Annotated in this window: 17 protein-coding genes; 7 read left to right on the plus strand and 10 right to left on the minus strand. The window is 62.2% G+C overall.

The window, feature by feature from the left end:
• Window positions 1–107: 107 nt before the first annotated feature.
• Window positions 108–1,166 (plus strand): IS110-like element ISPpu11 family transposase, encoded by a 1,059-nt coding sequence (locus tag AC3RCM_RS01380; protein WP_104887826.1) that lies wholly within the window; start codon window positions 108–110, stop codon window positions 1,164–1,166.
• Between the two features lie 352 nt (window positions 1,167–1,518).
• Window positions 1,519–1,959, plus strand: a complete 441-nt coding sequence (locus tag AC3RCM_RS01385) for an acyl-CoA thioesterase (protein WP_492629309.1) — start codon at window positions 1,519–1,521, stop codon at window positions 1,957–1,959.
• A 56-nt stretch (window positions 1,960–2,015) separates the two neighbouring features.
• Here the strand turns inward: AC3RCM_RS01385 and AC3RCM_RS01390 are convergent, their stop codons facing one another.
• The 3 genes from AC3RCM_RS01390 to fdhD all read right to left on the minus strand — a co-directional run bounded on the left by AC3RCM_RS01390 (window position 2,016) and on the right by fdhD (window position 5,876).
• On the minus strand, window positions 2,016–2,498 hold the full coding sequence (locus AC3RCM_RS01390; RefSeq protein WP_003255803.1) for a YMGG-like glycine zipper-containing protein: 483 nt from the start codon (window positions 2,496–2,498) through the stop codon (window positions 2,016–2,018).
• 196 nt (window positions 2,499–2,694) lie between these two features.
• Entirely contained in the window at window positions 2,695–5,040 is a 2,346-nt protein-coding gene (locus tag AC3RCM_RS01395; protein WP_492629310.1) for an FdhF/YdeP family oxidoreductase, read from the minus strand.
• Window positions 5,041–5,045: 5 nt separating this feature from the next.
• Window positions 5,046–5,876, minus strand: a complete 831-nt coding sequence (gene fdhD, locus AC3RCM_RS01400) for a formate dehydrogenase accessory sulfurtransferase FdhD (protein WP_010951628.1) — start codon at window positions 5,874–5,876, stop codon at window positions 5,046–5,048.
• 175 nt (window positions 5,877–6,051) lie between these two features.
• On the opposite strand from fdhD, the gene lysM reads away from it, so the two are divergent.
• Window positions 6,052–6,492, plus strand: a complete 441-nt coding sequence (lysM, locus tag AC3RCM_RS01405; protein WP_198747276.1) for a peptidoglycan-binding protein LysM — start codon at window positions 6,052–6,054, stop codon at window positions 6,490–6,492.
• A 96-nt stretch (window positions 6,493–6,588) separates the two neighbouring features.
• Here lysM and yrfG read toward each other — a convergent pair whose 3' ends face one another.
• Window positions 6,589–7,251, minus strand: coding sequence for a GMP/IMP nucleotidase (yrfG, locus tag AC3RCM_RS01410; protein ID WP_021782608.1), 663 nt, complete (start codon window positions 7,249–7,251; stop codon window positions 6,589–6,591).
• A 64-nt stretch (window positions 7,252–7,315) separates the two neighbouring features.
• Here yrfG and nudE point away from each other — a divergent pair, with 64 nt between their 5' ends.
• Together nudE and cysQ are read left to right on the plus strand one after the other, a co-directional pair.
• Entirely contained in the window at window positions 7,316–7,882 is a 567-nt protein-coding gene (gene nudE / locus AC3RCM_RS01415; protein WP_104960604.1) for an ADP compounds hydrolase NudE, read from the plus strand.
• Window positions 7,879–8,697 carry a 3'(2'),5'-bisphosphate nucleotidase CysQ gene (gene cysQ, locus AC3RCM_RS01420; RefSeq protein ID WP_104886817.1) on the plus strand — a complete coding sequence of 273 codons (819 nt, stop codon included), beginning with the start codon at window positions 7,879–7,881 and terminating at the stop codon, window positions 8,695–8,697. The genes nudE and cysQ overlap by 4 nt, the downstream gene beginning before the upstream one ends.
• A 160-nt stretch (window positions 8,698–8,857) precedes the next feature.
• Here cysQ and AC3RCM_RS01425 read toward each other — a convergent pair whose 3' ends face one another.
• The 4 genes from AC3RCM_RS01425 to rfbC are packed head-to-tail and all read right to left on the minus strand — an operon-like array spanning window position 8,858 to window position 13,118.
• Window positions 8,858–9,313 (minus strand): thioesterase domain-containing protein, encoded by a 456-nt coding sequence (locus tag AC3RCM_RS01425; protein WP_010951632.1) that lies wholly within the window; start codon window positions 9,311–9,313, stop codon window positions 8,858–8,860.
• Complete coding sequence (locus AC3RCM_RS01430; protein ID WP_010951633.1) at window positions 9,313–10,719, minus strand: sigma-54-dependent transcriptional regulator; 1,407 nt, start codon at window positions 10,717–10,719, stop codon at window positions 9,313–9,315. The genes AC3RCM_RS01425 and AC3RCM_RS01430 overlap by 1 nt, the downstream gene beginning before the upstream one ends.
• Window positions 10,716–12,530, minus strand: coding sequence for a sensor histidine kinase (locus AC3RCM_RS01435; RefSeq protein WP_010951634.1), 1,815 nt, complete (start codon window positions 12,528–12,530; stop codon window positions 10,716–10,718). Before AC3RCM_RS01435 ends, AC3RCM_RS01430 begins: the two co-directional genes overlap by 4 nt.
• A 42-nt stretch (window positions 12,531–12,572) precedes the next feature.
• Window positions 12,573–13,118, minus strand: a complete 546-nt coding sequence (gene rfbC / locus AC3RCM_RS01440; RefSeq protein WP_064491780.1) for a dTDP-4-dehydrorhamnose 3,5-epimerase — start codon at window positions 13,116–13,118, stop codon at window positions 12,573–12,575.
• Between the two features lie 277 nt (window positions 13,119–13,395).
• Between rfbC and aguA the strand changes: the two genes are divergently transcribed.
• Window positions 13,396–14,502 carry an agmatine deiminase gene (gene aguA / locus AC3RCM_RS01445; RefSeq protein ID WP_010951636.1) on the plus strand — a complete coding sequence of 369 codons (1,107 nt, stop codon included), beginning with the start codon at window positions 13,396–13,398 and terminating at the stop codon, window positions 14,500–14,502.
• Window positions 14,503–14,959: 457 nt separating this feature from the next.
• Here the strand turns inward: aguA and AC3RCM_RS01450 are convergent, their stop codons facing one another.
• The gene (locus AC3RCM_RS01450) at window positions 14,960–17,029 is read right to left on the minus strand and encodes a TonB-dependent receptor (RefSeq protein WP_104886814.1); all 2,070 of its coding nucleotides are present in this window, start codon (window positions 17,027–17,029) and stop codon (window positions 14,960–14,962) included.
• Between the two features lie 474 nt (window positions 17,030–17,503).
• On the opposite strand from AC3RCM_RS01450, the gene AC3RCM_RS01455 reads away from it, so the two are divergent.
• Window positions 17,504–18,823 (plus strand): OprD family porin, encoded by a 1,320-nt coding sequence (locus tag AC3RCM_RS01455; RefSeq protein ID WP_003255784.1) that lies wholly within the window; start codon window positions 17,504–17,506, stop codon window positions 18,821–18,823.
• 151 nt (window positions 18,824–18,974) lie between these two features.
• On the opposite strand, the gene AC3RCM_RS01460 is transcribed toward AC3RCM_RS01455, so the two are convergent.
• Entirely contained in the window at window positions 18,975–20,645 is a 1,671-nt protein-coding gene (locus AC3RCM_RS01460) for an FMN-binding glutamate synthase family protein (RefSeq protein WP_014755044.1), read from the minus strand.
• Window positions 20,646–20,710 lie beyond the last annotated feature (65 nt).

The raw sequence follows: 20,710 nt of genomic DNA on the forward strand, positions 1-20,710 counted from the left end.
CGCCGAGGCATCACAGTGCCACGGTGGTGTTCGAAGAAGCCAACGGCAGCGAGGGCGAGACCATGAAAAAGCATAGTTCGAAACACGATTCCCTGTCTTCCACTGATGTGGAGCTTTGCACAACCATCTGCGTAGACCTGGCCAAACAGGTCTTCCAATTAGCAGGCGAGGACGCTACTGGTCGGGTGATCTACGAAGATCGCATCAAATCCCGCCAAGCGTTCCATGATTTCCTGCTCAGGCTGCCAACGACCGTGGCCGTCTTGATGGAGTGCGGTCCAGGTGCACAAGCCTGGGCCAGGCTGCTGCAGGCCAAAGGTAATCCGGTTCGCATCCTGCCGGCGCAACGTGTCGCCGAACATCGCAGCGGTGCTAAGAACGATCGTAACGACTGCTATGCCATTTTGCGTGCCGGTCGCGATACGAGCATCGCTTCGATACCGATCAAGAGCACCACAGCACTGGCTATTCAAGCGCTGCACCGTATCCGGCGCGGTAACATCAAGCGACATACCGCGCTGGGTAATCAGATCCGTGGTTTGCTACTCGAGCATGGCGTATCCATGCCCCAGGGCGATGCCGCGATCAATAAGCATGTGCCTCAGGCGCTTGAGGATGCTTCCTTGCCTCTACCCGACCTGTTGCGCGAGTTGCTCGATGAGTTGCTGATGGACTGGTTGTCTCTAGGTGAACGCATAACGGCGCTGAGCCGCCGGCTCGAAGCGACTGCCCAAGAGGATAAAGTCGCTCAGCGACTGATCACCATTCGCGGCGTCGGCCCTATCATTGCCACGGCGATCGTGGCGAAACAGACCGACCCCAGCCGCTTCGCCAGTGGCCGAATGTATTCCGCCTTCTTCGGTATCGTGCCCGATCAGCACAGCAGCGGAAACAAAATCAGATTGGGCAAGATGAGCAAGCGCGGTGACGGCTACATACGCAGCCTGATGATCCAGGGCGCGCATGCTGTCTTGAGTCAGTTAAGGCCTGATTCCGATCAGCCAGATGATCGCCGCCTCTTGCGCTGGCTATCCCGCCTTGGGCGCAAGGAGGCGGCGATCAGGCTGGCTAATCGAAATCTGCGGATTATCTGGGCCCTGTTACAGAGCGATCAGGTTTACCAACGCAAACCGAACGAAAAACCGGAGGCGGCTATGAGCCTCTGACCAACCGGGTAATGCCACCGGGGCGCTAGGCGCTCCAACCCCTGCTAGTGAACATTGACCCTAGGTAAGACCGTCGCAGACCGATGCCTCCGCTCCTACAGGCCTGATAGTGGCCTCCATGTAAACGGCACACTGCGAGCTCACCACGATGTTGGCCAGAAGCAAAAAGCTTCCTCGAACAGGCCTGATACATAGATGCAACCGGGTTCCTATGTTCAAAAAAGCAGCTAGACAGTGTGGGCGAGTCCATACATAGGAGCGGGTTTACCCGCGAAGGGGCCCGCATAGGCAGCGAAAGTCTGGTTTTTCTGTTTCACTGTCAGCATCCATTGCGTAGACAAGAGCCAGCCAGATGATCGAAGCCCCTCAGCGCACTGCCTTCTCCCACTTCCACCCGATCCTTACCCGCCCCCAGGACAACGACCTGAACGGCCACATCGCCGGTGCAACGGTGCACGGTTTCTTCGAAACCGCGATCCAGGCGTTTCTCGTCGAGCAGGCCGAACTGGACCTGCGGCACGGTGAACTGGCCGCCTTCGTGGTCAGTTCGGCTGCGGATTTCTACGCGCTACCGGGCTTCCCGGATTTGTTGGAGGTGGGGTTGGGAGTGACGCGACTGGCGGGCAGCACGGTAGAGTACCGGCTGGCGCTGTATCGCCCGGGCGAACCGGAGGCGTGCGCAGCAGGCACGGTAGTGCAGGTGTTCATCGAGCGCGACAGTGGCCGGCCTGTGGCGTTGCCAGAGGCGCTGCAGGTGATTCTGTCCGGCCTCGTGCTGGAGCGGCAGGCATAAAAAAGCCCCGCTGGCAGGGGCGGGGCTTTTGTTGCCGGGGGCAGGGCCCTCAGGCGTTAGTCGCGCCAGTGGCGCTTGTGCTTGCGGTGGCCATAGTGGTGACCACGGTCCCAGTGACGACGGTCGTCGTCGTAGCCGCGACGATAGCGGCGGCCATCGCGGTAATCGTCTTCGTCGGCCTCTTTGCCCAGGTAGTTACCCAGCGCACCACCGGCACCACCGCCGGCTGCCGCGCCAATGTAGCTACCCGTGGTGCCGCCCACGGAGCGACCGACCACGTTACCACCTGCAGCGCCCAGCGCGCCGCCGATAGCGGCCTCACCACGCTGGCGTTTGTCTGCGCCCAGGGCGCCACCTGCCGCACCGCCCAGACCGGCACCAATGGCGCCGCCGGTGCTGCCACCGATGGAGTTGCCCACGACAGAGCCCAGTACCCCACCCAATGCGCCGCCAATGCCGGCCTCGGTGGTGCCGCCTGCCATGGCAACGCCGCTGAGCAAGCTGAAAGACAACAACAGAATCGAGGAGTACTTCTTCATCAAGAGAGCCTCATAGGGATGACGAGGCGAATTTGAGGCTAAGAGACTTGGCTGGCAACGGAAATCCGACGAGTAACACGAGTTGTACACAATTCTCTAACTTGCTGTATTTACTATGAAACTTTATCGTTTTCAGGCTGTCTGAGACCTTTATGACAAAGCCCTGAGCCGCCACGGAACAGGGCTTTTTTCGTTTTTACAGGATGCGTCCGTCGTCCCGCGCACGCTCCAGCTTGATGGCAATGAACTTCGATGTCGGCGTATGGCTACCCACGCCAATGCTCTCCAGCGGCACCAGCGGGTTCACCTCCGGGTAATACGCCGCCGCCTGCCCGGCAGGTATGTCGAAGGCCAGCAGGGTAAAGTCTTGCACCCGGCGCACATGTTCATCCCCCCACAGCGAAACGATGTCGACCTTCTGCCCCGGCTGGAAGCCCAGGCGGATGATGTCGGCTTCGTTGGCGAACAGCACCTCGCGCTGGCCACGCACGCCGCGGTAGCGGTCGTCCAGGCCGTAGATAGTGGTGTTGTACTGATCGTGCGAGCGCATCGATTGCATGATCAAGTCTGGCAACTGGCCGCTGGCGCGTACGCGTTCGTCAAGCAGCGTGTCGGGCAGCAGGTTGGCCTTGAAGTTGGCGCGGCCGGTGCTGGTCGCCCATTCGCGGCTGGCCGCGCTGTTGCCTAGATAGAAGCCACCCGGATTACGCAGGCGCTGGTTGAAGCCGCTGAAACCGGCAATGGTGTCGCCGATCAGGTCGCGGATGCGGTCGTAGTCGGCCACCAGCCAGTGCCAGTCCACCGGTTGTTTGCCCAGCGTGGCGGCGGCGATGCCGGCGATCACCGCAGGCTCCGAGCGCATTTGCGTCGACAGCGGCTTAAGCTGGCCGTTGGAGGCGTGGACCATGCTGAACGAGTCTTCAACCGTGACTGCCTGCGGCCCTTCGGCCTGCAGGTCGATGTCGGTGCGGCCCAGGCACGGCAGGACCAGTGCCTGCTTGCCATGGACCAGGTGGCTACGGTTGAGCTTGGTGCTGATGTGCACGGTCAGCTCGCAGTTGCGCAGCGCCTGGGCGGTACGCTCGGTGTCGGGTGTGGCCTGGGCGAAGTTGCCGCCCAAGCCGATGAAAACCTTGGCCCGGCCATAGAGCATCGCGTGAATGGCTTCGACGGTGTTATGGCCATTGCGCCGTGGCACAGGGAAGCCAAAGCGCTTTTCGATGGCATCCAGCAGCGCCTCTGGCGGGCGCTCGTTGATGCCCATGGTGCGGTCACCCTGCACGTTGCTGTGGCCACGCACCGGGCACAGGCCGGCACCGGGCACGCCGATGTTGCCACGCAGCATCTGCAGGTTGACGATTTCCTGAATGGTCGGCACCGAATGACGGTGTTGGGTGATGCCCATCGCCCAGCACATGATCACCCGCTTGCCACGGCAGTACATACGCGCGGCCAGTTCGATATCGGCCAAGGTGAGGCCGGACTGTGCCTGGATGTGCGACCACGGCGTGGCGTCCACCACGGCCAGGTACTCATCGACGCCATGGCCATGTTCGGCGATGAAGGCGTGGTCGAATACGGCCGGTTCGCCGTTGGCCTGGGCTTCGCGTTCCCATTGCAGGACGAACTTGGCCATGCCGCGCAGCATCGCCATGTCGCCACCCAGGGCCGGGCGGAAGAAGGCGGTGTTGGTCGGGCGGTCACTGTTGGTCAGCATTTCCAGTGGGTTCTGGGGGTGCTGGAAGCGCTCCAGACCACGCTCCTTGAGCGGGTTGATGCACACCACCTGGGCGCCACGCTTTACCGCATCACGCAGTGGGTCGAGCATGCGCGGGTGATTGGTGCCGGGGTTCTGGCCCCAGACAAAAATGGCGTCGGCGTGCTCGAAGTCGTCGAAGGTGACTGTACCTTTGCCGACCCCGACGCTTTGCCCCAACGCCACGCCGCTGGCCTCATGGCACATGTTCGAGCAGTCAGGGAAGTTGTTGGTGCCGTAGGCGCGCACGAACAGTTGGTACAGGTACGCCGCTTCGTTGCTGGCACGTCCCGAGGTATAGAATTCGGCCTGGTCAGGGTTGGTCAGCTTGTTCAGTTCGCGGGCGATCAGGGCGAAGGCGGCATCCCAGCTGATCGGCAGGTAACGGTCGCTGGGAGCGTCATAGACCATCGGTTCGGTCAGACGCCCTTGGTACTCCAGCCAGTAGTCGCTTTGTTGCAGCAGCGAGGTGACGCTGTAACGGGCGAAGAAGGCAGCATCGACACGGCGCTTGGTAGCTTCCCAGTTCACCGCCTTGGCGCCGTTCTCGCAGAACTTGACCATGCCGCTTTCCGGCGAGTCCCCCCAGGCGCAGCCGGGGCAGTCGAAACCGCCGTTCTGGTTGGTCTTGAGCAGGGCGCGAATGTTCTTCAGCGCATTATCGCTGCCGACCCAGGCCTTGGCTACGCTACGCAGTGCGCCCCAACCGCCGGCGGGGCCGTGGTAGGGCTTGTAGCGAGGGGGGGAGGTTGGGGTGTTGTCCGGAAGTTGTTGGTACGAGGTCACGACTGTTACGACTCCGCCGCTGGGCTGTAGACCCGCGGTGCGCTGTGCTTGGGCAAGTGGATAAGGTTGAGGTTGTGCTTGCGCGCCCATTGCAGGGCAAGGCCGGTGGGCGCCGACAGGCTGACCAAGGTCTGGATGCCGGCACGCAGTACTTTCTGGATCAGCTCCAGGCTGCAGCGGCTGGTGACGATGGCCAGGCCACCCTGGGTGTCGATGCGTTGTCGCAGCAGCGCGCCGATCAGTTTGTCGAGGGCGTTGTGCCGGCCGATGTCTTCGCGGCCAAGCAGCAGTTCGCCTTGGCGGTCCATGAACAATGCTGCATGCACGGCACCGCAATGCTGGCCCAGTGGCTGGAAGGCGTCGATGCGCTCGCGCAGGCCGACCAGCCACTGGGCCGGGGGCAGGGGTGCACCCGGCAACACGGCCAGATCCGGCAGTGCCTGCTCCAGGGCCTCGACCCCACACAGGCCGCAACCACTGGTGCCGGCCAGTTGGCGGCGCTGGTTTTTCAGGTTCCAGAACGCCCGGCTGGAGATTTCCAGGTCGGCGTACAGTGCCGAGCCGCTGCCGGAGAGCTTGAGGTCGTAGATTTCTGCGGTGCCTTCGACAATGCCGCTGCCGACGCTGAAACCGACGGCGAAGTCTTCCAGATCGGTAGGACTGACCAGCATCACCGCCTGGTTGAGGCCGTTATAGACAATGGCCAGGGCCACTTCCTCGGCCAGCGGGGTGCTGTCGCGTTTGGCGTCGCTGAGTTGGACGTAATCGTAGGTGTTGCTGGCGGCGGGCATGGACAAGGGCGATGAGGCCGCGCAGACCGGAGGTTTGCTGTTCATCGGGGCGCTGAATACCGGCGGCTTTCTGATAGCACAAGCCTAGGCGCGTGGGCCGGCGGCGTCTAATCGCTAGGGTCTATGCCTTGATAGACCGCGTCGATTGGTCGCGCAGGGCGGAAGTGGTAAAGCTGGCCTAGACTCCTGTGTCCAAGGTTTCGTCAACAAGGAGAGCGCAATGAGCCTGTTCAGTTTCGTGAAGGAAGCCGGCGAGAAGTTGATCGACCTGCTGACCCCTGGCAACGCCAATGCCGAGGAGCAGCTTAAGAAACACGTGGCAGCTGTTGGCCTGGGCAACCCCAACATCACCGCCACTGTAGAAGGAGACAAGATCATCCTCAAGGGTGAAGTGGCCAGCCAGGAAGAGAAGGAGAAGATTATCCTGGCGGCGGGCAACATCAGCGGCGTGGCCAGTGTCGAGGACCAGATCACCGTGACCGGGCCGGTAGTCCAGGCGGCAAGGTTCGTCACAGTGAAATCGGGCGACACACTTTCAGCCATTGCCATGGTCGTGTATGGCAATGCCAATCAGTACAACAAGATTTTCGAGGCCAACAAGCCGATGCTCAAGCACCCGGACAAGATCTACCCGGGGCAGGTGCTGCGTATTCCTGACTGATCGCTGAAGTCTGTACAGGCCTCTTCGCGGGCGCGCCCGCTCCCACAGGTACAGCGCCAGCACTGAGTGGGAGCGGGCATGCCCGCGAATGGGGCCTTACAGGCCTTCCAGTAACGCCCGGTAATCCTCGACCGCTGCAAACTCTTCGGTATCGCGTGGTTGTGCCTGGCTATCGGGCTGGCGCACCGCCAGCAAGTGCCCCACACCAAACCGCCGTGCACTGCGCAGAATCGCCAGCGTGTCATCGATGAACAGGCTGCGTTCCGGTTCGAAGCCGATATCCGCCTGCAGGGCATCCCAGAACTGCGGGCTTTCCTTCGGGTAGCCATAGTCGTGCGAGCTGATCAGCCGCTCGAAGTACGGCGCCAGCTCCACCCGTTCCAGCTTCAGCGACAGCGAGTCACGGTGGGCATTGGTGATCATCACGACACGCTTGCCGGCCTGGCGAATCGCCGCCAGGAAGGTATCGGCATCCGGGCGCAGGGCAATCAGGTCGGCAATTTCCCGCTTCAGCTCGCGAATGGGCAGGCGTAGCTCGCGGCTCCAGAAGTCCAGGCAGTACCAGTTCAATGTGCCGGCATTGCGTTCGAACAGCGGTTGCAGCTCCATTTCGGCCATGGCCCGGCTTACACCGTGCAGCTCGGCATAGCGCTGGGGCAGGTGGTCCAGCCAGAAGCGGTTGTCGTAATGCAGGTCGAGCAGGGTGCCATCCATGTCCAGCAGGACGGTATCGATGGCAGACCAGGGAAGAACAGGCATGGGAAACTCTCGATCAGTCGGCAAGCCACGGTATAGTAACCCGTTCACGCCAAGGAGCCGCCCCATGCGCCAGAAACCCACCGTACTCAGCCGCGAAATTGTCGCCAGTAGCCGCCTGTTCCGCGTCGAAGCCGTACAGCTGCGCTTCAGCAATGGCGCCGAGCGCACCTATGAGCGTCTGGTGGGCCGGGGTAATGGCTACGGCGCGGTGATGATCGTGGCCATGCTCGATGCCGAGCACGCCGTGCTGGTGGAGGAGTACTGCGGTGGCACCGATGAATACGAGCTGTCGTTGCCCAAGGGCTTGATCGAGCCGGGCGAAGACGTGCTGGCGGCAGCCGACCGGGAGCTCAAGGAAGAAGCCGGTTTTGGCGCACACCAGCTGGAGCACCTGACGGAACTGTCGCTGTCGCCGGGCTACATGAGTCAGAAGATTCAGGTGGTGCTGGCCAGCGACCTGTACGAAGAGCGCCTGGAAGGCGACGAGCCCGAGCCGATGCGGGTCGACAAGGTCAACCTGCGTGAGTTGTCGGCCTTGGCCATGCATCCGCAGTTCACCGAGGGCCGCGCCCTGGCGGCGCTGTACCTGGCCCGTGACCTGCTGATTCAGCGGGGGTTGCTGGAGCTATGAACGACCTGCAACTGATGCACGAAGTGGTCAAGCTGGCACTGACGGCAGGCGAGGCGATCCTGCCATTCTGGCGCGCCGATGTTGCGGTGACCAACAAGGCCGACGATTCGCCGGTTACCGCCGCCGACCTGGCGGCGCACCGGGTAATTGCCGATGGCCTGCTGGCGCTGGCGCCGCAGATTCCGGTGCTGTCCGAAGAGGACTGCAATATTTCGCTGGCCGAGCGGCAAAGCTGGAGCCGCTGGTGGCTGGTCGATCCGCTGGATGGCACCAAGGAGTTCATTGCCGGCAGTGAAGAGTTCACGGTCAACATCGCCCTGATCGAGAACGGCGACGTGGTGTTTGGCGTGGTGTCGATGCCGACCAATGGACGCTGCTACTTCGGTGGGCGCGGGATGGGGGCCTGGCGTGCAGATGCCGGCGAGGCAGCCCAGCTGATCCAAGTACGCAACGAACCCGCGCAGGGCGAGCGTTTTACCGTGGTGGCCAGCCGTCGGCATTCCAGCCCGGAGCAGGAAGCGCTGTTGGCCGGCCTTGGGGCTGCGGTGGGTGAGCTGGAGCTGGCCAATATCGGCAGTTCGTTGAAGTTCTGCCTGCTGGCTGAGGGCAGCGCAGACTGCTATCCGCGCCTGGCGCCGACTTCGCAGTGGGACACTGCTGCGGCGCAGGGTGTGGTGGAGGGGGCCGGTGGCGAAGTGATCGGGCTGGATGGCTTGCCGTTCCGGTATCCGCCACGCGAGTCGCTGCTCAATCCGCATTTCCTGGCATTACCTGCCAATGCTGCATGGCGCCAGGCCTTCCTGAACCTGATTTGACGGACTCTCACCCTATCCTGTGGGAGCGGGCGAGCCCGCGAAGCAGGCACCGCGGTGCGGGGCACCGGCTTCGCCGGTGTTCGCGGGCCTGCCCGCTCCCACAGGTTTTGCGCCAGCCTTTGGGTTTTGTGCAGCGCAGTTACTTTCAGCGGCTGCTGGGCTAGCGGTGCAGGACGTACTGGCCGCTGAACCTCACCGCCGGCTCGTCACTGCCGTCATTGCTCACCGTGGTCTCCAACGTCAACCGTGCCCGCCCACGCCGCTGGTACAGGGTCAGGAACCGCTCCCAGGTTTTCTCGTCGGGCGCTGCACAACGCGCCACCGCCGTGCCGGTCACTGGCAACGGGTAGCTGATCTGCCCTTCCTGGATGACGATATGCCCGTCATCGATCCCCAGTTCACGCAGGCGCAGGTGCAGCCAGCCCCAACCCACCAGCACTGCTGCGCAGTACAGGCTGCCGCCGAACATGGTGCTTTTGTGGTTGACGTTGGCCGCCAGCGGCAGTTGCAGGCGCAGGGTGTGCTGCTGCCAATCGATCACTTCCAGGCCCATTTCGCGGGTCAGGGGGATGTCGCTGTGCAGTACGGACTGCAGGTACTGGCTATCGGTGCTCATTAACGGTTGTCCTCTTGATCGTCATGCCCGCCGCTGCCGCCGTCGAAGTTCAAGCCATGCTTGCGCAGCTTGTCGTGCAAGGTTTTGCGGGGGATACCCAGTGCTTCGGCCAGGCTCCGCATGGAGCCGTGTGGCTGGGCCAGTTCGGCGGCGATCAGCGAACGTTCGAATTGCTCGACCTGTTCGCTGAGGTTGCCGCTGAGCATGGGCGCTGCCGGTGCTGCTGCCGAGGGTGCCTGGCCATCCAGTGCCAGTTCCAGGCCAAGGGCGAAACGCTCGGCCGCGTTCTGTAGCTCGCGGACGTTGCCTGGCCAGTCATGACGCAGCAGCAGGGCGCGTTGCGCGGGTTGCAGCGCATGCGGCGACAGGCCATGACGTTGGCTGGCAGCATCGGCGAAATGCTGGAACAACACCAATATGTCGTCGCCGCGTTCACGCAGTGGCGGAATACGCAGCGGCGCCACGTTCAGGCGGTAATACAGGTCTGCGCGGAAACGCCCTTGGTCGGCAGACTGACGCAGGTCTTCCTTGGTCGCGGCTATGATGCGGATGTCCAGCGGGATCAACTGGTTGCCGCCCAGGCGTTCGACCACTCGCTCCTGCAGCATGCGCAGCAACTTCACCTGTACATCCAGGCTCATGCTCTCGATTTCGTCGAGGAACAGCGTGCCGCCGTTGGCAAATTCGAACTTGCCGATACGGCGTTTCTGCGCGCCGGTGAACGCACCGGGCTCGTGGCCGAACAGTTCGCTTTCGACCACCGATTCGGCCAGCGCGCCGGCGTTGATCGCCACGAACGGCCCTTCGCTGCGGCTGGACAGGTCGTGCAGCGCACGAGCCACCACCTCTTTGCCAGCGCCGGTTTCGCCCAGAATCAACACGTCGGCGCGGGTGCCGGCCAAGGCGCCGATCTGCTCGCGCAGGCGCAGCATGGCCGGTGAATGGCCGACCAGGCGGGTTGCCAGTTGCTGGCGGTCGCTCAGTGCCAGACGCAGGCTACGGTTGTCCAGCACCAGCCGGCGCAAAGCCAGGGCGCGGCGCACGCTGTCGAGCAGGGCGTCTGTGGCAAAGGGTTTTTCCAGGAAGTCATAAGCCCCGGCACGCATCGCCTGCACCGCCAGCGGCACATCGCCATGGCCGGTAATCAGCAGCACCGGCAGCTCGCTGTCACGGCCGTGCAGTTGTTCCAGCAACTGCAGGCCATCGATGCCCGGCATGCGGATGTCGCTGACCACCACGCCGGGCCAGTCGGCCTCGATACGCTCGGCCAGGCCTTGGGCTTCGGCCAGGGCGACTACCTTGAGCCCGGCCAGGTCCAGGGTCTGGCTCAAGGCTTGGCGCAGGTGGGGGTCATCGTCCACCAGGATGACCTGGGCTCGGCTGTCGATCAGTGTCTCGGTGGTCATGCCGAGGGGTCCTCCGAATTGGGCAAAGTAGCGCCAGATGCGGCCACCCGCAGCTGGAGAGTCAGCATTGCGCCACCTTCCGGGTGGTTGGCCAGCAGCAGTTCACCGCCCAGGGCGCGCATCAGGCTTTCACAGATGGCCAGCCCCAGGCCCAGGCCCTGGGTGCGGGTCTTGGTGGTGAAGAACGGCTCCTTGGCGTGCTCCAGGGCCTGGCGGCTGAAACCGGGGCCGTTGTCACGGATGTACAGGTAGACGCAGTCATCACGTTGCTCGGCACTTAACCACAGGCGGCGCGGGTTGGCTTTTTCGGTCAGGGCGTCGAGGGCATTGGCCAGCAGGTTGCCTAGTACTTGGCGCAGGCGGGTTTCGCCGGCCTGAACCCACAAGGTGGCTTCCGGCAGGTCGCGGATCAGCTCTACGGCCATCGCCCGGCGGCGCTTGGCCAGCAGCGCCAGGGCATCGTCCAGGGCCGGCTGCAGGGCCACGCTCTCCGGGGCATGACGGTCACGACGGGCGAAGGCACGCAGGTGGGCAATGATCGAGGCCATGCGCCCGGTCAGCTCGCCGATCAGCTTGAGATTGCCGCGGGCGTCTTCGGTACGTTGGTGGTCGAGCAGGATCTCGGCGTTTTCTGCGTAGCTGCGGATGGCGGCCAGGGGCTGGTTCAACTCATGGCTGATACTGGCCGACATGGTGCCGAGCACCGACAGCTTGCCGGCCTGCACCAGTTCGTCCTGTGCGCGCACTGCCTCTTGCTGAGCGTTTTCGCGCTCCAGCACGGCATTTTTCAGGCGGGTGTTCAGGCCTTCAAGGTCGGCGGTACGTTCGGCCACGCGCTTTTCCAGTTCCTGGCGGCCACGGGCTTCGAAGTCGATGCGGTCGATGTAATGGCGCCGCCGTTGCATCACCAGGCCTGCCAGCAACATCAGTACCAGCAGCGTACCGGCACCGATGGCCATTACCGTCTGCACCGAGCGATCAACCAGCGTGCGCGGGGCGAGGATGCTGACTTGCCAACCAGTTTCCTTGATGTCGCGGGTCTGGGTGATCCAGGCCTGCGGGTTGAGAACCAGCGGCTGTGGGGCCTGGGTCGGATAGGGCTGGATGGCGATGATGGCCTGGCGCTCGGCGTCGGTCAGCGTGCGGGTAGCACGGAAGCGCCAGTCGGGGCGCGAAGTCAGGATGACTACGCCATTGTGATCGGTCAGCAACAGCTGCTCGGGCGTACGGCCCCACAGGGTTTCGGTGTGGTCGAGATCGACTTTGACCACCAGCACGCCGACGATCCGCTCGCGGTCGCGCACGGCCGCGGCAAAGAAATAGCCGCGCTTGGCCGAGGTGGTGCCCTGGCCGAAGAAACGGCCCAGGTGGCCGGCCATGGCTTCGTTGAAGTAAGGGCGGAAGGCGAAGTTTCGGCCGACGAAGCTGTCGTGCTTGTCCCAGTTCGAGGCGGCCAAGGTGTTGCCGCTGACGTCCATCAGGTACATCACCTCGGCACCGGTCTTCTGCACGATGTCCTTGAGCAGGCGGTTGGCGTTGGTCACCGCTTCCAGGCGGAAAGGGTCGGCCAGCACGCCACGCAGCGCCGGCAAGTCGCCGAGAATTTGCGGCAAGGTCTCGTAACGGTGCAGGGTGCCGAGCAGGTTGGCGACATACAGGTCGAGGGTCTGGCGGTTCTGCGAGGCCAGTTCTTCCTGGTAATAGCGTTCGGCCAAGTGATGCAGTGGCCATAGTAATGGGGCCAAGATCAGCGCCAGCAGGGCCAGGCTGCGCCAGCGGGGACGGCGTGGGGGCGTGGGCTTTGCAATCATCAGGTAAATGCGCCAGAAAAGTCTGACGCAATTATGCGCTAGTTAAGGCAGCACTTCCGCCTCTGCCAATGGCAGGCCCACCTTGTCCTTGTCCGATAACAGCGGTGGCTGCTGCAGCCCCCAGTCGATGGCCAGTTCCGGGTCGTCCCAGCGAATACAGCGGTCGGCGCCAGGGTTGTAGTAGTCGGTGGTCTTGTAGAGGAACTCGGCCGATTCGCTCATCACCGCAAAACCGTGGGCGAAGCCAGGCGGAATCCACAGCTGGCGATGGTTGTCGGCTGACAGGTGCACCGCGACCCATTTGCCGAATGTTGGCGAGCTTTTGCGCACGTCCACGGCGATATCGCGGATCTCCCCGTGCACCACGCGCACCAGCTTGCCCTGGGTGTTTGCCACCTGGTAGTGCAGCCCACGCAGCACGCCCTTGATGGAGCGCGAGTGGTTGTCCTGGACGAACGCCACGTTCACGCCGGTTTGCTCTGAGAACTCACGGGCGTTGAATGCCTCGAAGAAAAAACCACGGCTGTCAGCGAACACCTTCGGCTCGATGATCAGTACTTCAGGGATTGCTGTAGGGATGATGTTCATAGCGGCTCGCTGGCCCGTCGTTCAAGTATTGACCCTAGTCGGCCTTGCCGGAAATTTCCGCGCGTAGCTGTAACAGGATGCATAAGGTGTGGCTATGGTAGACAGCAGGCCGTTCCTTTCACCAGACCAGCGCTGGTGGGTGTCGATTGTTATCGATTTAAATTCGCCGAATGGCGCGGCATTCTTCGATTTTCAGGCTTCAAATATCGATATATATCGGTTATAAATTGACAAACGCCCCAGCATACCCGGCTCAGGGCCATCACAGAGGTCACCCATGAAAACCCTCAACTCCACGCCCCGTGCCGATGGTTTCCACATGCCCGCCGAGTGGGCCCCACAAACTCAGGTATGGATGGTCTGGCCGGAGCGCCCGGACAACTGGCGTCTGGGCGGCAAGCCGGCGCAGGCTGCCCACGTAACCCTGGCCAAGGCCATTGCCCGTTTCGAACCTGTAACCGTCGCGGTCTCCGCCGGCCAGTACGAGAACGCCCGGCGGCAACTCGACCAGCCGAACATTCGTGTGGTTGAAATCAGCAACGACGATGCCTGGGTGCGTGACACCGGCCCTACCTTCGTCATCAACGACCATGGCGAAGTGCGCGGTGTAGATTGGGGCTTCAATGCCTGGGGTGGCTTCGATGGCGGCCTGTACGCACCCTGGAACCGCGACGAGGAACTGGCCGCCAAGGTGCTGGAAATGGAGCGCTGCCAGCGCTACCAGACCGAAGGCTTTGTGCTGGAAGGTGGTTCGATCCACGTAGACGGTGAAGGCACCGTGATCACCACTGAAGAATGCCTGCTCAACCGCAACCGCAACCCGCACCTGAGCCGCGAGCAGATCGAAGCGGTGCTGCGTGATCACTTGGCGGTCGACACCGTGGTATGGCTGCCCGATGGCCTGTACAACGACGAAACTGACGGTCACGTCGACAACTTCTGCTGTTACGTGCGCCCGGGTGAAGTGTTACTGGCCTGGACCGATGATTCCAACGACCCCAACTATGCGCGCTGCCACGCGGCCATGGATGTGCTGAAGAACACCCGCGACGCCAAGGGCCGCGAGTTCATCGTGCACAAGATGCCGATCCCGGGCCCGCTGTTCGCCACTGCCGAAGAGTGCGCCGGTGTCGACCAGGTCGCCGGCAGCCAGGAGCGTGACCCGTCGGTGCGCCTGGCGGGTTCGTACGTGAACTTCCTGATCGTCAACGGTGGCATCATTGCCCCAAGCTTCGACGACCCGGCAGATGCTGAAGCCAGAGCGATCCTGGCAAGGATCTTCCCCGACCATGAGGTGGTGATGATCCCGGGCCGCGAGCTGCTCTTGGGTGGCGGCAACATTCACTGCCTGACCCAACAGCAGCCGGCGCCGGTCAAGCGCTGAGCCCGTAATGAATGAGAGGCCCGTCATGTGACGGGCCTCTTTTTTGCGCGGGCGACGCCCGGAGGCCGAGCTGGCATACGTTTTGTATTGTTTTTCAAGCAGATAGCGAGATGGCACGGTCAGGCCGCGCCTCTGATCTGTAACAATACCTACGTAAATTAGCCGCTCACGGGCCAGGGAGTACGTGTGGACATGAACGCAGCAAGTGAGTCGGCATTGCGCCCATCGGCAGTTGATCGCCAATCGCTCAGGCTTTTGGCGAAGCGGTTGAAACACCATGGAAGCATCAGGGTCAGGACGACCGACCCACGACGTCTGCTTGCCGGGCGATACCCCCAAGGGTTGATCAGCGAAGCAGAGATGCAGGCGCTGATGGCGGTGTGGCACTGATCTATTGCACCTGTACCTGCCTCTTCGCGGGCATGCTCGCGAAGAGGCAGGTACAGGCAACTTAAAATCAGAAACTGTAGCTACCCGTCACCACAAGGCTACGCGGATCGCCCACCTGGATCTGCGCCGCACTGGTCGCCGAGCTGTAGTAGGTCTTGTCAGCAATGTTGCTCAATGCCGCCCGCACATCCCAGTCATGGGTCCGATACCCCGCCAGTGCATCCCAACGGCCATACCCTGGTAATACCGTGGTGTTCTGGTTGTCCGCATAACGCTCGCCCACCAGTGTCAGCCCGGTTTCGGCGTACCACCCCAATTCTGGCTTCCAGGTCACGAACAGGCTGCCATTGCGCTTGGCCACGTCATTGATGCGGTTGCCTTCCTGGCCGTTATTGTCCTTGACGATGATCGCATCCTGCAGGCCAATGCCGCCGCGTACATACCAGTTGCCGACGATGTTGCCGGTGGCCGTCAGTTCGATGCCGCGCGAACGCTGCATGCCGCTGAGCAAGATGATGTTCAGGTCGTTCGGGTCGCGGGTGCGGCGGTTGTAAAGTTCCAGCTCGTAGATGGCCAGGGTGGTGGTCAGGCGCTGGTCCAACCAGTCGCTCTTTACGCCTATTTCTTTCTGCCGGGTCTCTTCCGGGTCGGTTTTATTGGTGTTGCCCTGTGCCCCTGGGGTGATGCCGATCAAGCCGCCACCCACCGGTGAGAAAGTCTTGCTCCACGAGGCGTAGAACGAATGGTCGCGCCATGGCGTGTAGACCACGCCCAGGCGTGGGCTGGTGCTGTTGCTGTCCTGCGGTTCGCGCAAGCCATCCTTGTTGGTGGTTTCCACTTCGAACTGGTCAAAGCGCACGCCGGCGAGAACCTGCCACTGATCGTTCAGGCGAATCTGGTCCTGCAGATAAACCCCGCGGCTGTCGACCACGGTGTGGTTGTTGCTCGATACCGCCAACGTACCATTGTGCGGCTGGCTGGGTTTGCCCAGGCCTGGCAGGCTCTGGCTGCCGGCGCTGTATAGCAGCGGATCGCGCCGCTGGTTGCCGAACTCCAGGCCCAGCAGCAGCTTGTGTTCAAGGCCCAAGGTGTCGAAGTCGCCCTCGGCCTCCAGGTTGTTGAACAGGTTGCGGGTGTTCAGGTCCTGCTGCCAGCGTTGGCGGGTCAAGGTATTGGTGCCGGCGTTGTAGCCCGTGACATAGGTGTTGTCGAACTCGCTGTCGAGTTTGAACAGGCCCAGGGTGTGGCGCAGCTGCCAGGTTTCGTTCAGCTGGTAGTTCAGGCGCGAGCGCAGCGACTGGGCGCGGTCGTCAATGTAGTCACGATGGTCGCCGTAGGTGGCGCTGCGGCTGACGTCTGCCGGGCGGCCGTTGACACTCGGGATGCCGCGGTCTGGTGTGCGGTTGTAGCGGCTGTATTCATACTGCACCAGCCAGTTCAGGTCGGGGGTGATCTGCCAGCTGATCGACGGGGCGAACAGTTGGCGGCTGCCGTCGATACCATCGCGAAAGCTGTTGTTGTCCTGGTTGCCCATGTTCAGGCGCAGGCTGACCGTGTCGCTGGGGTCGGCGCTCAGGTCGGCATACAGGCTGCGCAGGTCTTCGCTGCCGGCCTGCGCTTCGATAGTCGAGCGGCGACCCGGCTCCGGTGCCTTGCTGACCCTGTTGACGATGCCGCCCTGGCTGCCACGGCCATACAGTACCGCAGCAGGCCCCTTCAGCACTTCGACCCGCTCGATGTTGTGCAGGTCGCGGATGTACTGGCTGTCGTCGCGGATACCGTCCAGGTAGAAGTCGTTGCTGGCCTCGAAGCCGCGGATGCGTACGCTGTCAAAACGGGTGTCGGCGCCGCTGCTGACGTTGGGGATACCCTCCAGCGCCTTGCCCAGCGTGTTGCTGCCGTAATCCAGCACATTGGCGGTTTTCACCGTATCGATGGCCTGCGGCACATAACGCACGGGCGTCGAGGTGCGGGTTGCGGTGCTCACCTCCTTGACCCGCGGGTTGTCCTTCTCGCGTTCGCTGTCGGCGGTAACCGACGACTCCGGCAGTGTGGTGGTGGCGGCACTGGCCAGGCTGGCGCTGAAAAGCAGCGACAGGCCAAGCGTCAGGGGTGAAAGACGGCAGGGTACAAGCATGGGCACATTCAAACCGGACAGTTGAAAATTAGGTGCGAATGGTAATGCTTGCTATTTACTCTTGCTTGGGTATTTGTAAAGGCTTGTCTTTACATATGTGTCCGTTTGTAACGGCCTCTGCGGCCACGCTCTGCCTGCTCCCAGGAAATTGTCCGTTCGATCAAATGGCAAATTCCTACACAAGATAATTTGTCCGCTGATAGCGCAAACCTGCATGTAAATGCACCGGACAGGCCGTTAATTTCGGTTATATCAACCTGCATTTCACGACTTTTTGACATTTGTAATCGCACACGGCTAGGATTCGGCCAACGCCTGCTGGCCATGGTATTGGCCAAGCTGCTGCCAAGGGCCGCCGTGAAATTACCGGTCGGCCCACCCGGCTGGATCCGCATAGCGTCGAACCTACGAAGGGGCGTTGGTTCCTGGCGTCATATTGCAGCGCGTTTTTGATTAAGAAATAAGGAAAACAACATGTTGAAAACCAGGATCAGCCTGGTCGCCCTGGCGATGATCGCCGCGACCCAGGCTCAGGCCAATGACCAGGCTGACAGCAAGGGCTTCATCGAGGACAGTCACGCCAACGTCCTTCTGCGCAACGCCTACATCAACCGTGACAAGAAGCATGGCACCGACGACCAGATCGAATGGGGCCAGGCGTTCATCGCCAACTTCTCCTCCGGTTTCACCCAAGGCACCGTTGGCGTCGGTGTTGACGCATTCGGCCTGTACGCCGTGCGCCTGGATGGCGGCAAAGGCCACAACGGTGGTGGCGGCGTCGACTTCTTCAAACCGCACGAAACCACCAATGCCGAAGGCAACGCCAGCTCGCCGCACAACCTGGCGCGTGGTGGTGCTGCTGTGAAATTCCGCATTTCCAACACCGTGCTGAAGTACGGTGACCAGATGCCAGCACTGCCAGTGCTGCAGTACGACGATGCACGTCTGCTGCCAGAAAGCTTCACCGGCACCCTGATCACCTCCAAAGAGATCCAGGGCCTGGAACTGAACGCCGGCCGCTTCACCCAGGAAGCGCGCAAGAGCGCCGAGCGCCGTGATGGTGGTGGCCTGAAGTCGATCAACGTCTTAGGTGGCAGCTACAAGTTCACCGACAACTTCACCGCTTCGCTGTACACCGCCGACAACGAAGATGTGATGAAGAAGCACTACCTGGGCTTGAACTACGTCTTCCCGATCGCCAGCGACCAGTCCCTGACCCTGGACTTCAACGGCTACAAGTCGGACATCAACAACAAGTACGTAAAAGCCGCAGGCCTGAACGGCGACTCCAACACCATCTGGAGCCTTGCAGCCACCTACGCGTACGGTGCGCACTCGTTCACCCTCGCTCACCAGCGCAGCACCGGCAGCACGGGCTACAACTACGGCTTCTACCAGAACGCCGGCGGCGTGGGTGACGGTGGTTCCACCATCTACCTGGCCAACTCGTACTGGTCCGACTTCAACGCCGAAGACGAGCGCTCCTGGCAGCTGGGCTACGGCCTGGACTTCGGTGCCTACGGCATTCCGGGCCTGACCTACAAGCTGGCTTACGTGGTGGGTGACAACATCAACACCCGCAACGTCGCCAACCCGCAAGGCTTCGGCGAAGGTAAAGAGCGCGAAATCTTCAACCAGATCCGTTACGTGGTGCAGGACGGCCCGGCCAAGGACCTGTCGATCAAGCTGCGTAGCTCGTTCTTGCGTACCAACAACGCTGTGCAGCAGAACGGTTACAACGACGACGGCAACGAAGTCCGCGTATTCGTCGAGTACCCGATCAGCATCTTCTGATCCGCAGTTCTTTGCATGAAAGCTGGGGCCGCGCTGCGGCCCTTCGCGGGCTTGCCCGCTCCCGCAGGTAAAGCGCCGCCTTCGATGGCGCTGCAAATTGTGGGAGCGGGCACGCCCGCGAAGGGCTGCAGGGCAGCCCCAGTCATGTTTGTCATGCAGGTTCAGTCTCTTCGTGGCGCAGTCTTGATGCCACAGTTCGTGTTGCAGTGTCCCCCGTCTCCGGCGCAAAACTGTCGCTACGCGCCATCCGCCACATCCGCGCATAAAACTCGCTTTCGATCGAGCCACTGAGTAATTCGCCCGGCTTGAGGAATGTGTGCAAGTCCGAAAACAACCCGATTTCGCTGGGGCTGATGCGCCGCGCCAGGTGCTTGGGCTTGAGCTCCGAAGGGTGCTCCAGGCCTGCGGCAGCAAGCATCTCGGCCAGTGCGTGCAGTGTGTTGCGGTGGAAGCTGGCTACCCGCTCGGCCTTGTCTGGCACCACCAGGGCGCGCTGGCGCAGAGGGTCTTGGGTCGCCACGCCGGTCGGGCACTTGTTGGTGTGGCAGCTCTGCGACTGAATACAGCCAATGGCAAACATGAAACCGCGTGCCGAATTGACCCAGTCAGCGCCGATGGCCAATACGCTGGCAATGTCGAAGGCGCTGACGATCTTGCCTGCCGCACCAATGCGGATGCTGGAGCGCAGGTTCAGGCCGACCAACGTGTTGTGCACGAACATCAGGCCTTCGCGCATCGGCACGCCCATGTTGTCGCTGAACTCGCGAGGTGCCGCGCCGGTGCCGCCTTCCTTGCCGTCGACAACGATGAAGTCAGGGGTGATGCCGGTGGCGAGCATGGCCTTGGCAATGCCCATGAATTCCCAAGGGTGGCCCAGGCAGAACTTGAAGCCAACGGGCTTGCCGCCCGAAAGCTCGCGCAGGCCGGCTACGAACTGCAGCAGTTCGACCGGTGTGCGGAAGGCGCTGTGCGCCGCCGGCGAGATGCAGTCCTCGCCTACACGTACGCCACGGGTCTCGGCAATTTCGGGGCTGACCTTGTGCCCCGGTAAAATGCCGCCGTGGCCAGGCTTGGCGCCCTGGCTGAGCTTGATCTCGATCATCTTCACCTGTGCCGAGCGGGCCTGTTCGGCGAAGCGCTGTGGGTCGAAACGACCGTCCTCGGTGCGGCAGCCGAAGTAGCCGCTGCCAATTTCCCAGATCAGGTCGCCGCCGTGTTCACGGTGGTATGGGCTGATACTGCCTTCGCCAGTGTCATGGGCAAACCGACCCATGCGCGCGCCGCGGTTGAGCGCAGCGATGGCGTTGGCGCTGAGGGCGCCGAAACTCATCGCCGAGATGTTGAAGATCGAGGCCGAGTAGGGCACTCGGCATTGCGGCCCGCCGATGGCAATGCGGAACGACGCAGGGTCTGGCGTGGCCACCGGTAGCATGGAATGGCTGATGAATTCGAAACCAGGTTTGTAGGCGTCGTTGAGCGTGCCGAACGCTTTCTCGGCGCTTTCGTTCTTGGCGCGGGCGTAGACCAGCGAGCGTTGCGAGCGGGAGAACGGCAGCTTGTCGTCGTCACCTTCGATCAGGTACTGGCGGATTTCCGGGCGGATGGTTTCGATCAGGTAACGGATATTGCCCAGGATCGGGTAGTTGCGTCGCACCGCATGGTGGCTTTGGCGCAGGTCATTCAGACCGACCAGGCTGAGCAGCGCGGTGATCAGCGTTACCGGCCACAGCCAGGCATGTTGGGCCAGTAGGGGCAGGCTGGCGAAAGTGAAGACAAGGCAGAGTACGAGGCAGGCGTAGCGGCTGGGAAGAGAGTGTTTCATGGGTCCATCGCAGGCAGGATGACCGGGCCTAGGATAGGCAAACGCAGGGGACGGAAAACCTGGGT

The organism is Pseudomonas sp. GW823-FHT05G12 (assembly GCF_058795575.1).

Coding starts and splice junctions, on each gene's coding strand:
- aguA (WP_010951636.1), top strand. CDS start 13,396: ATGAAAACCCTCAACTCCACGCCCCGTGCCGATGGTTTCCACATGCCC.
- lysM (WP_198747276.1), top strand. CDS start 6,052: ATGAGCCTGTTCAGTTTCGTGAAGGAAGCCGGCGAGAAGTTGATCGAC.
- AC3RCM_RS01435 (WP_010951634.1), bottom strand. CDS start 12,530: ATGATTGCAAAGCCCACGCCCCCACGCCGTCCCCGCTGGCGCAGCCTG.
- cysQ (WP_104886817.1), top strand. CDS start 7,879: ATGAACGACCTGCAACTGATGCACGAAGTGGTCAAGCTGGCACTGACG.
- AC3RCM_RS01425 (WP_010951632.1), bottom strand. CDS start 9,313: ATGAGCACCGATAGCCAGTACCTGCAGTCCGTACTGCACAGCGACATC.
- AC3RCM_RS01430 (WP_010951633.1), bottom strand. CDS start 10,719: ATGACCACCGAGACACTGATCGACAGCCGAGCCCAGGTCATCCTGGTG.
- yrfG (WP_021782608.1), bottom strand. CDS start 7,251: ATGCCTGTTCTTCCCTGGTCTGCCATCGATACCGTCCTGCTGGACATG.
- AC3RCM_RS01385 (WP_492629309.1), top strand. CDS start 1,519: ATGATCGAAGCCCCTCAGCGCACTGCCTTCTCCCACTTCCACCCGATC.
- AC3RCM_RS01455 (WP_003255784.1), top strand. CDS start 17,504: ATGTTGAAAACCAGGATCAGCCTGGTCGCCCTGGCGATGATCGCCGCG.
- fdhD (WP_010951628.1), bottom strand. CDS start 5,876: ATGAACAGCAAACCTCCGGTCTGCGCGGCCTCATCGCCCTTGTCCATG.
- rfbC (WP_064491780.1), bottom strand. CDS start 13,118: ATGAACATCATCCCTACAGCAATCCCTGAAGTACTGATCATCGAGCCG.
- AC3RCM_RS01390 (WP_003255803.1), bottom strand. CDS start 2,498: ATGAAGAAGTACTCCTCGATTCTGTTGTTGTCTTTCAGCTTGCTCAGC.
- AC3RCM_RS01460 (WP_014755044.1), bottom strand. CDS start 20,645: ATGAAACACTCTCTTCCCAGCCGCTACGCCTGCCTCGTACTCTGCCTT.
- nudE (WP_104960604.1), top strand. CDS start 7,316: ATGCGCCAGAAACCCACCGTACTCAGCCGCGAAATTGTCGCCAGTAGC.
- AC3RCM_RS01450 (WP_104886814.1), bottom strand. CDS start 17,029: ATGCTTGTACCCTGCCGTCTTTCACCCCTGACGCTTGGCCTGTCGCTG.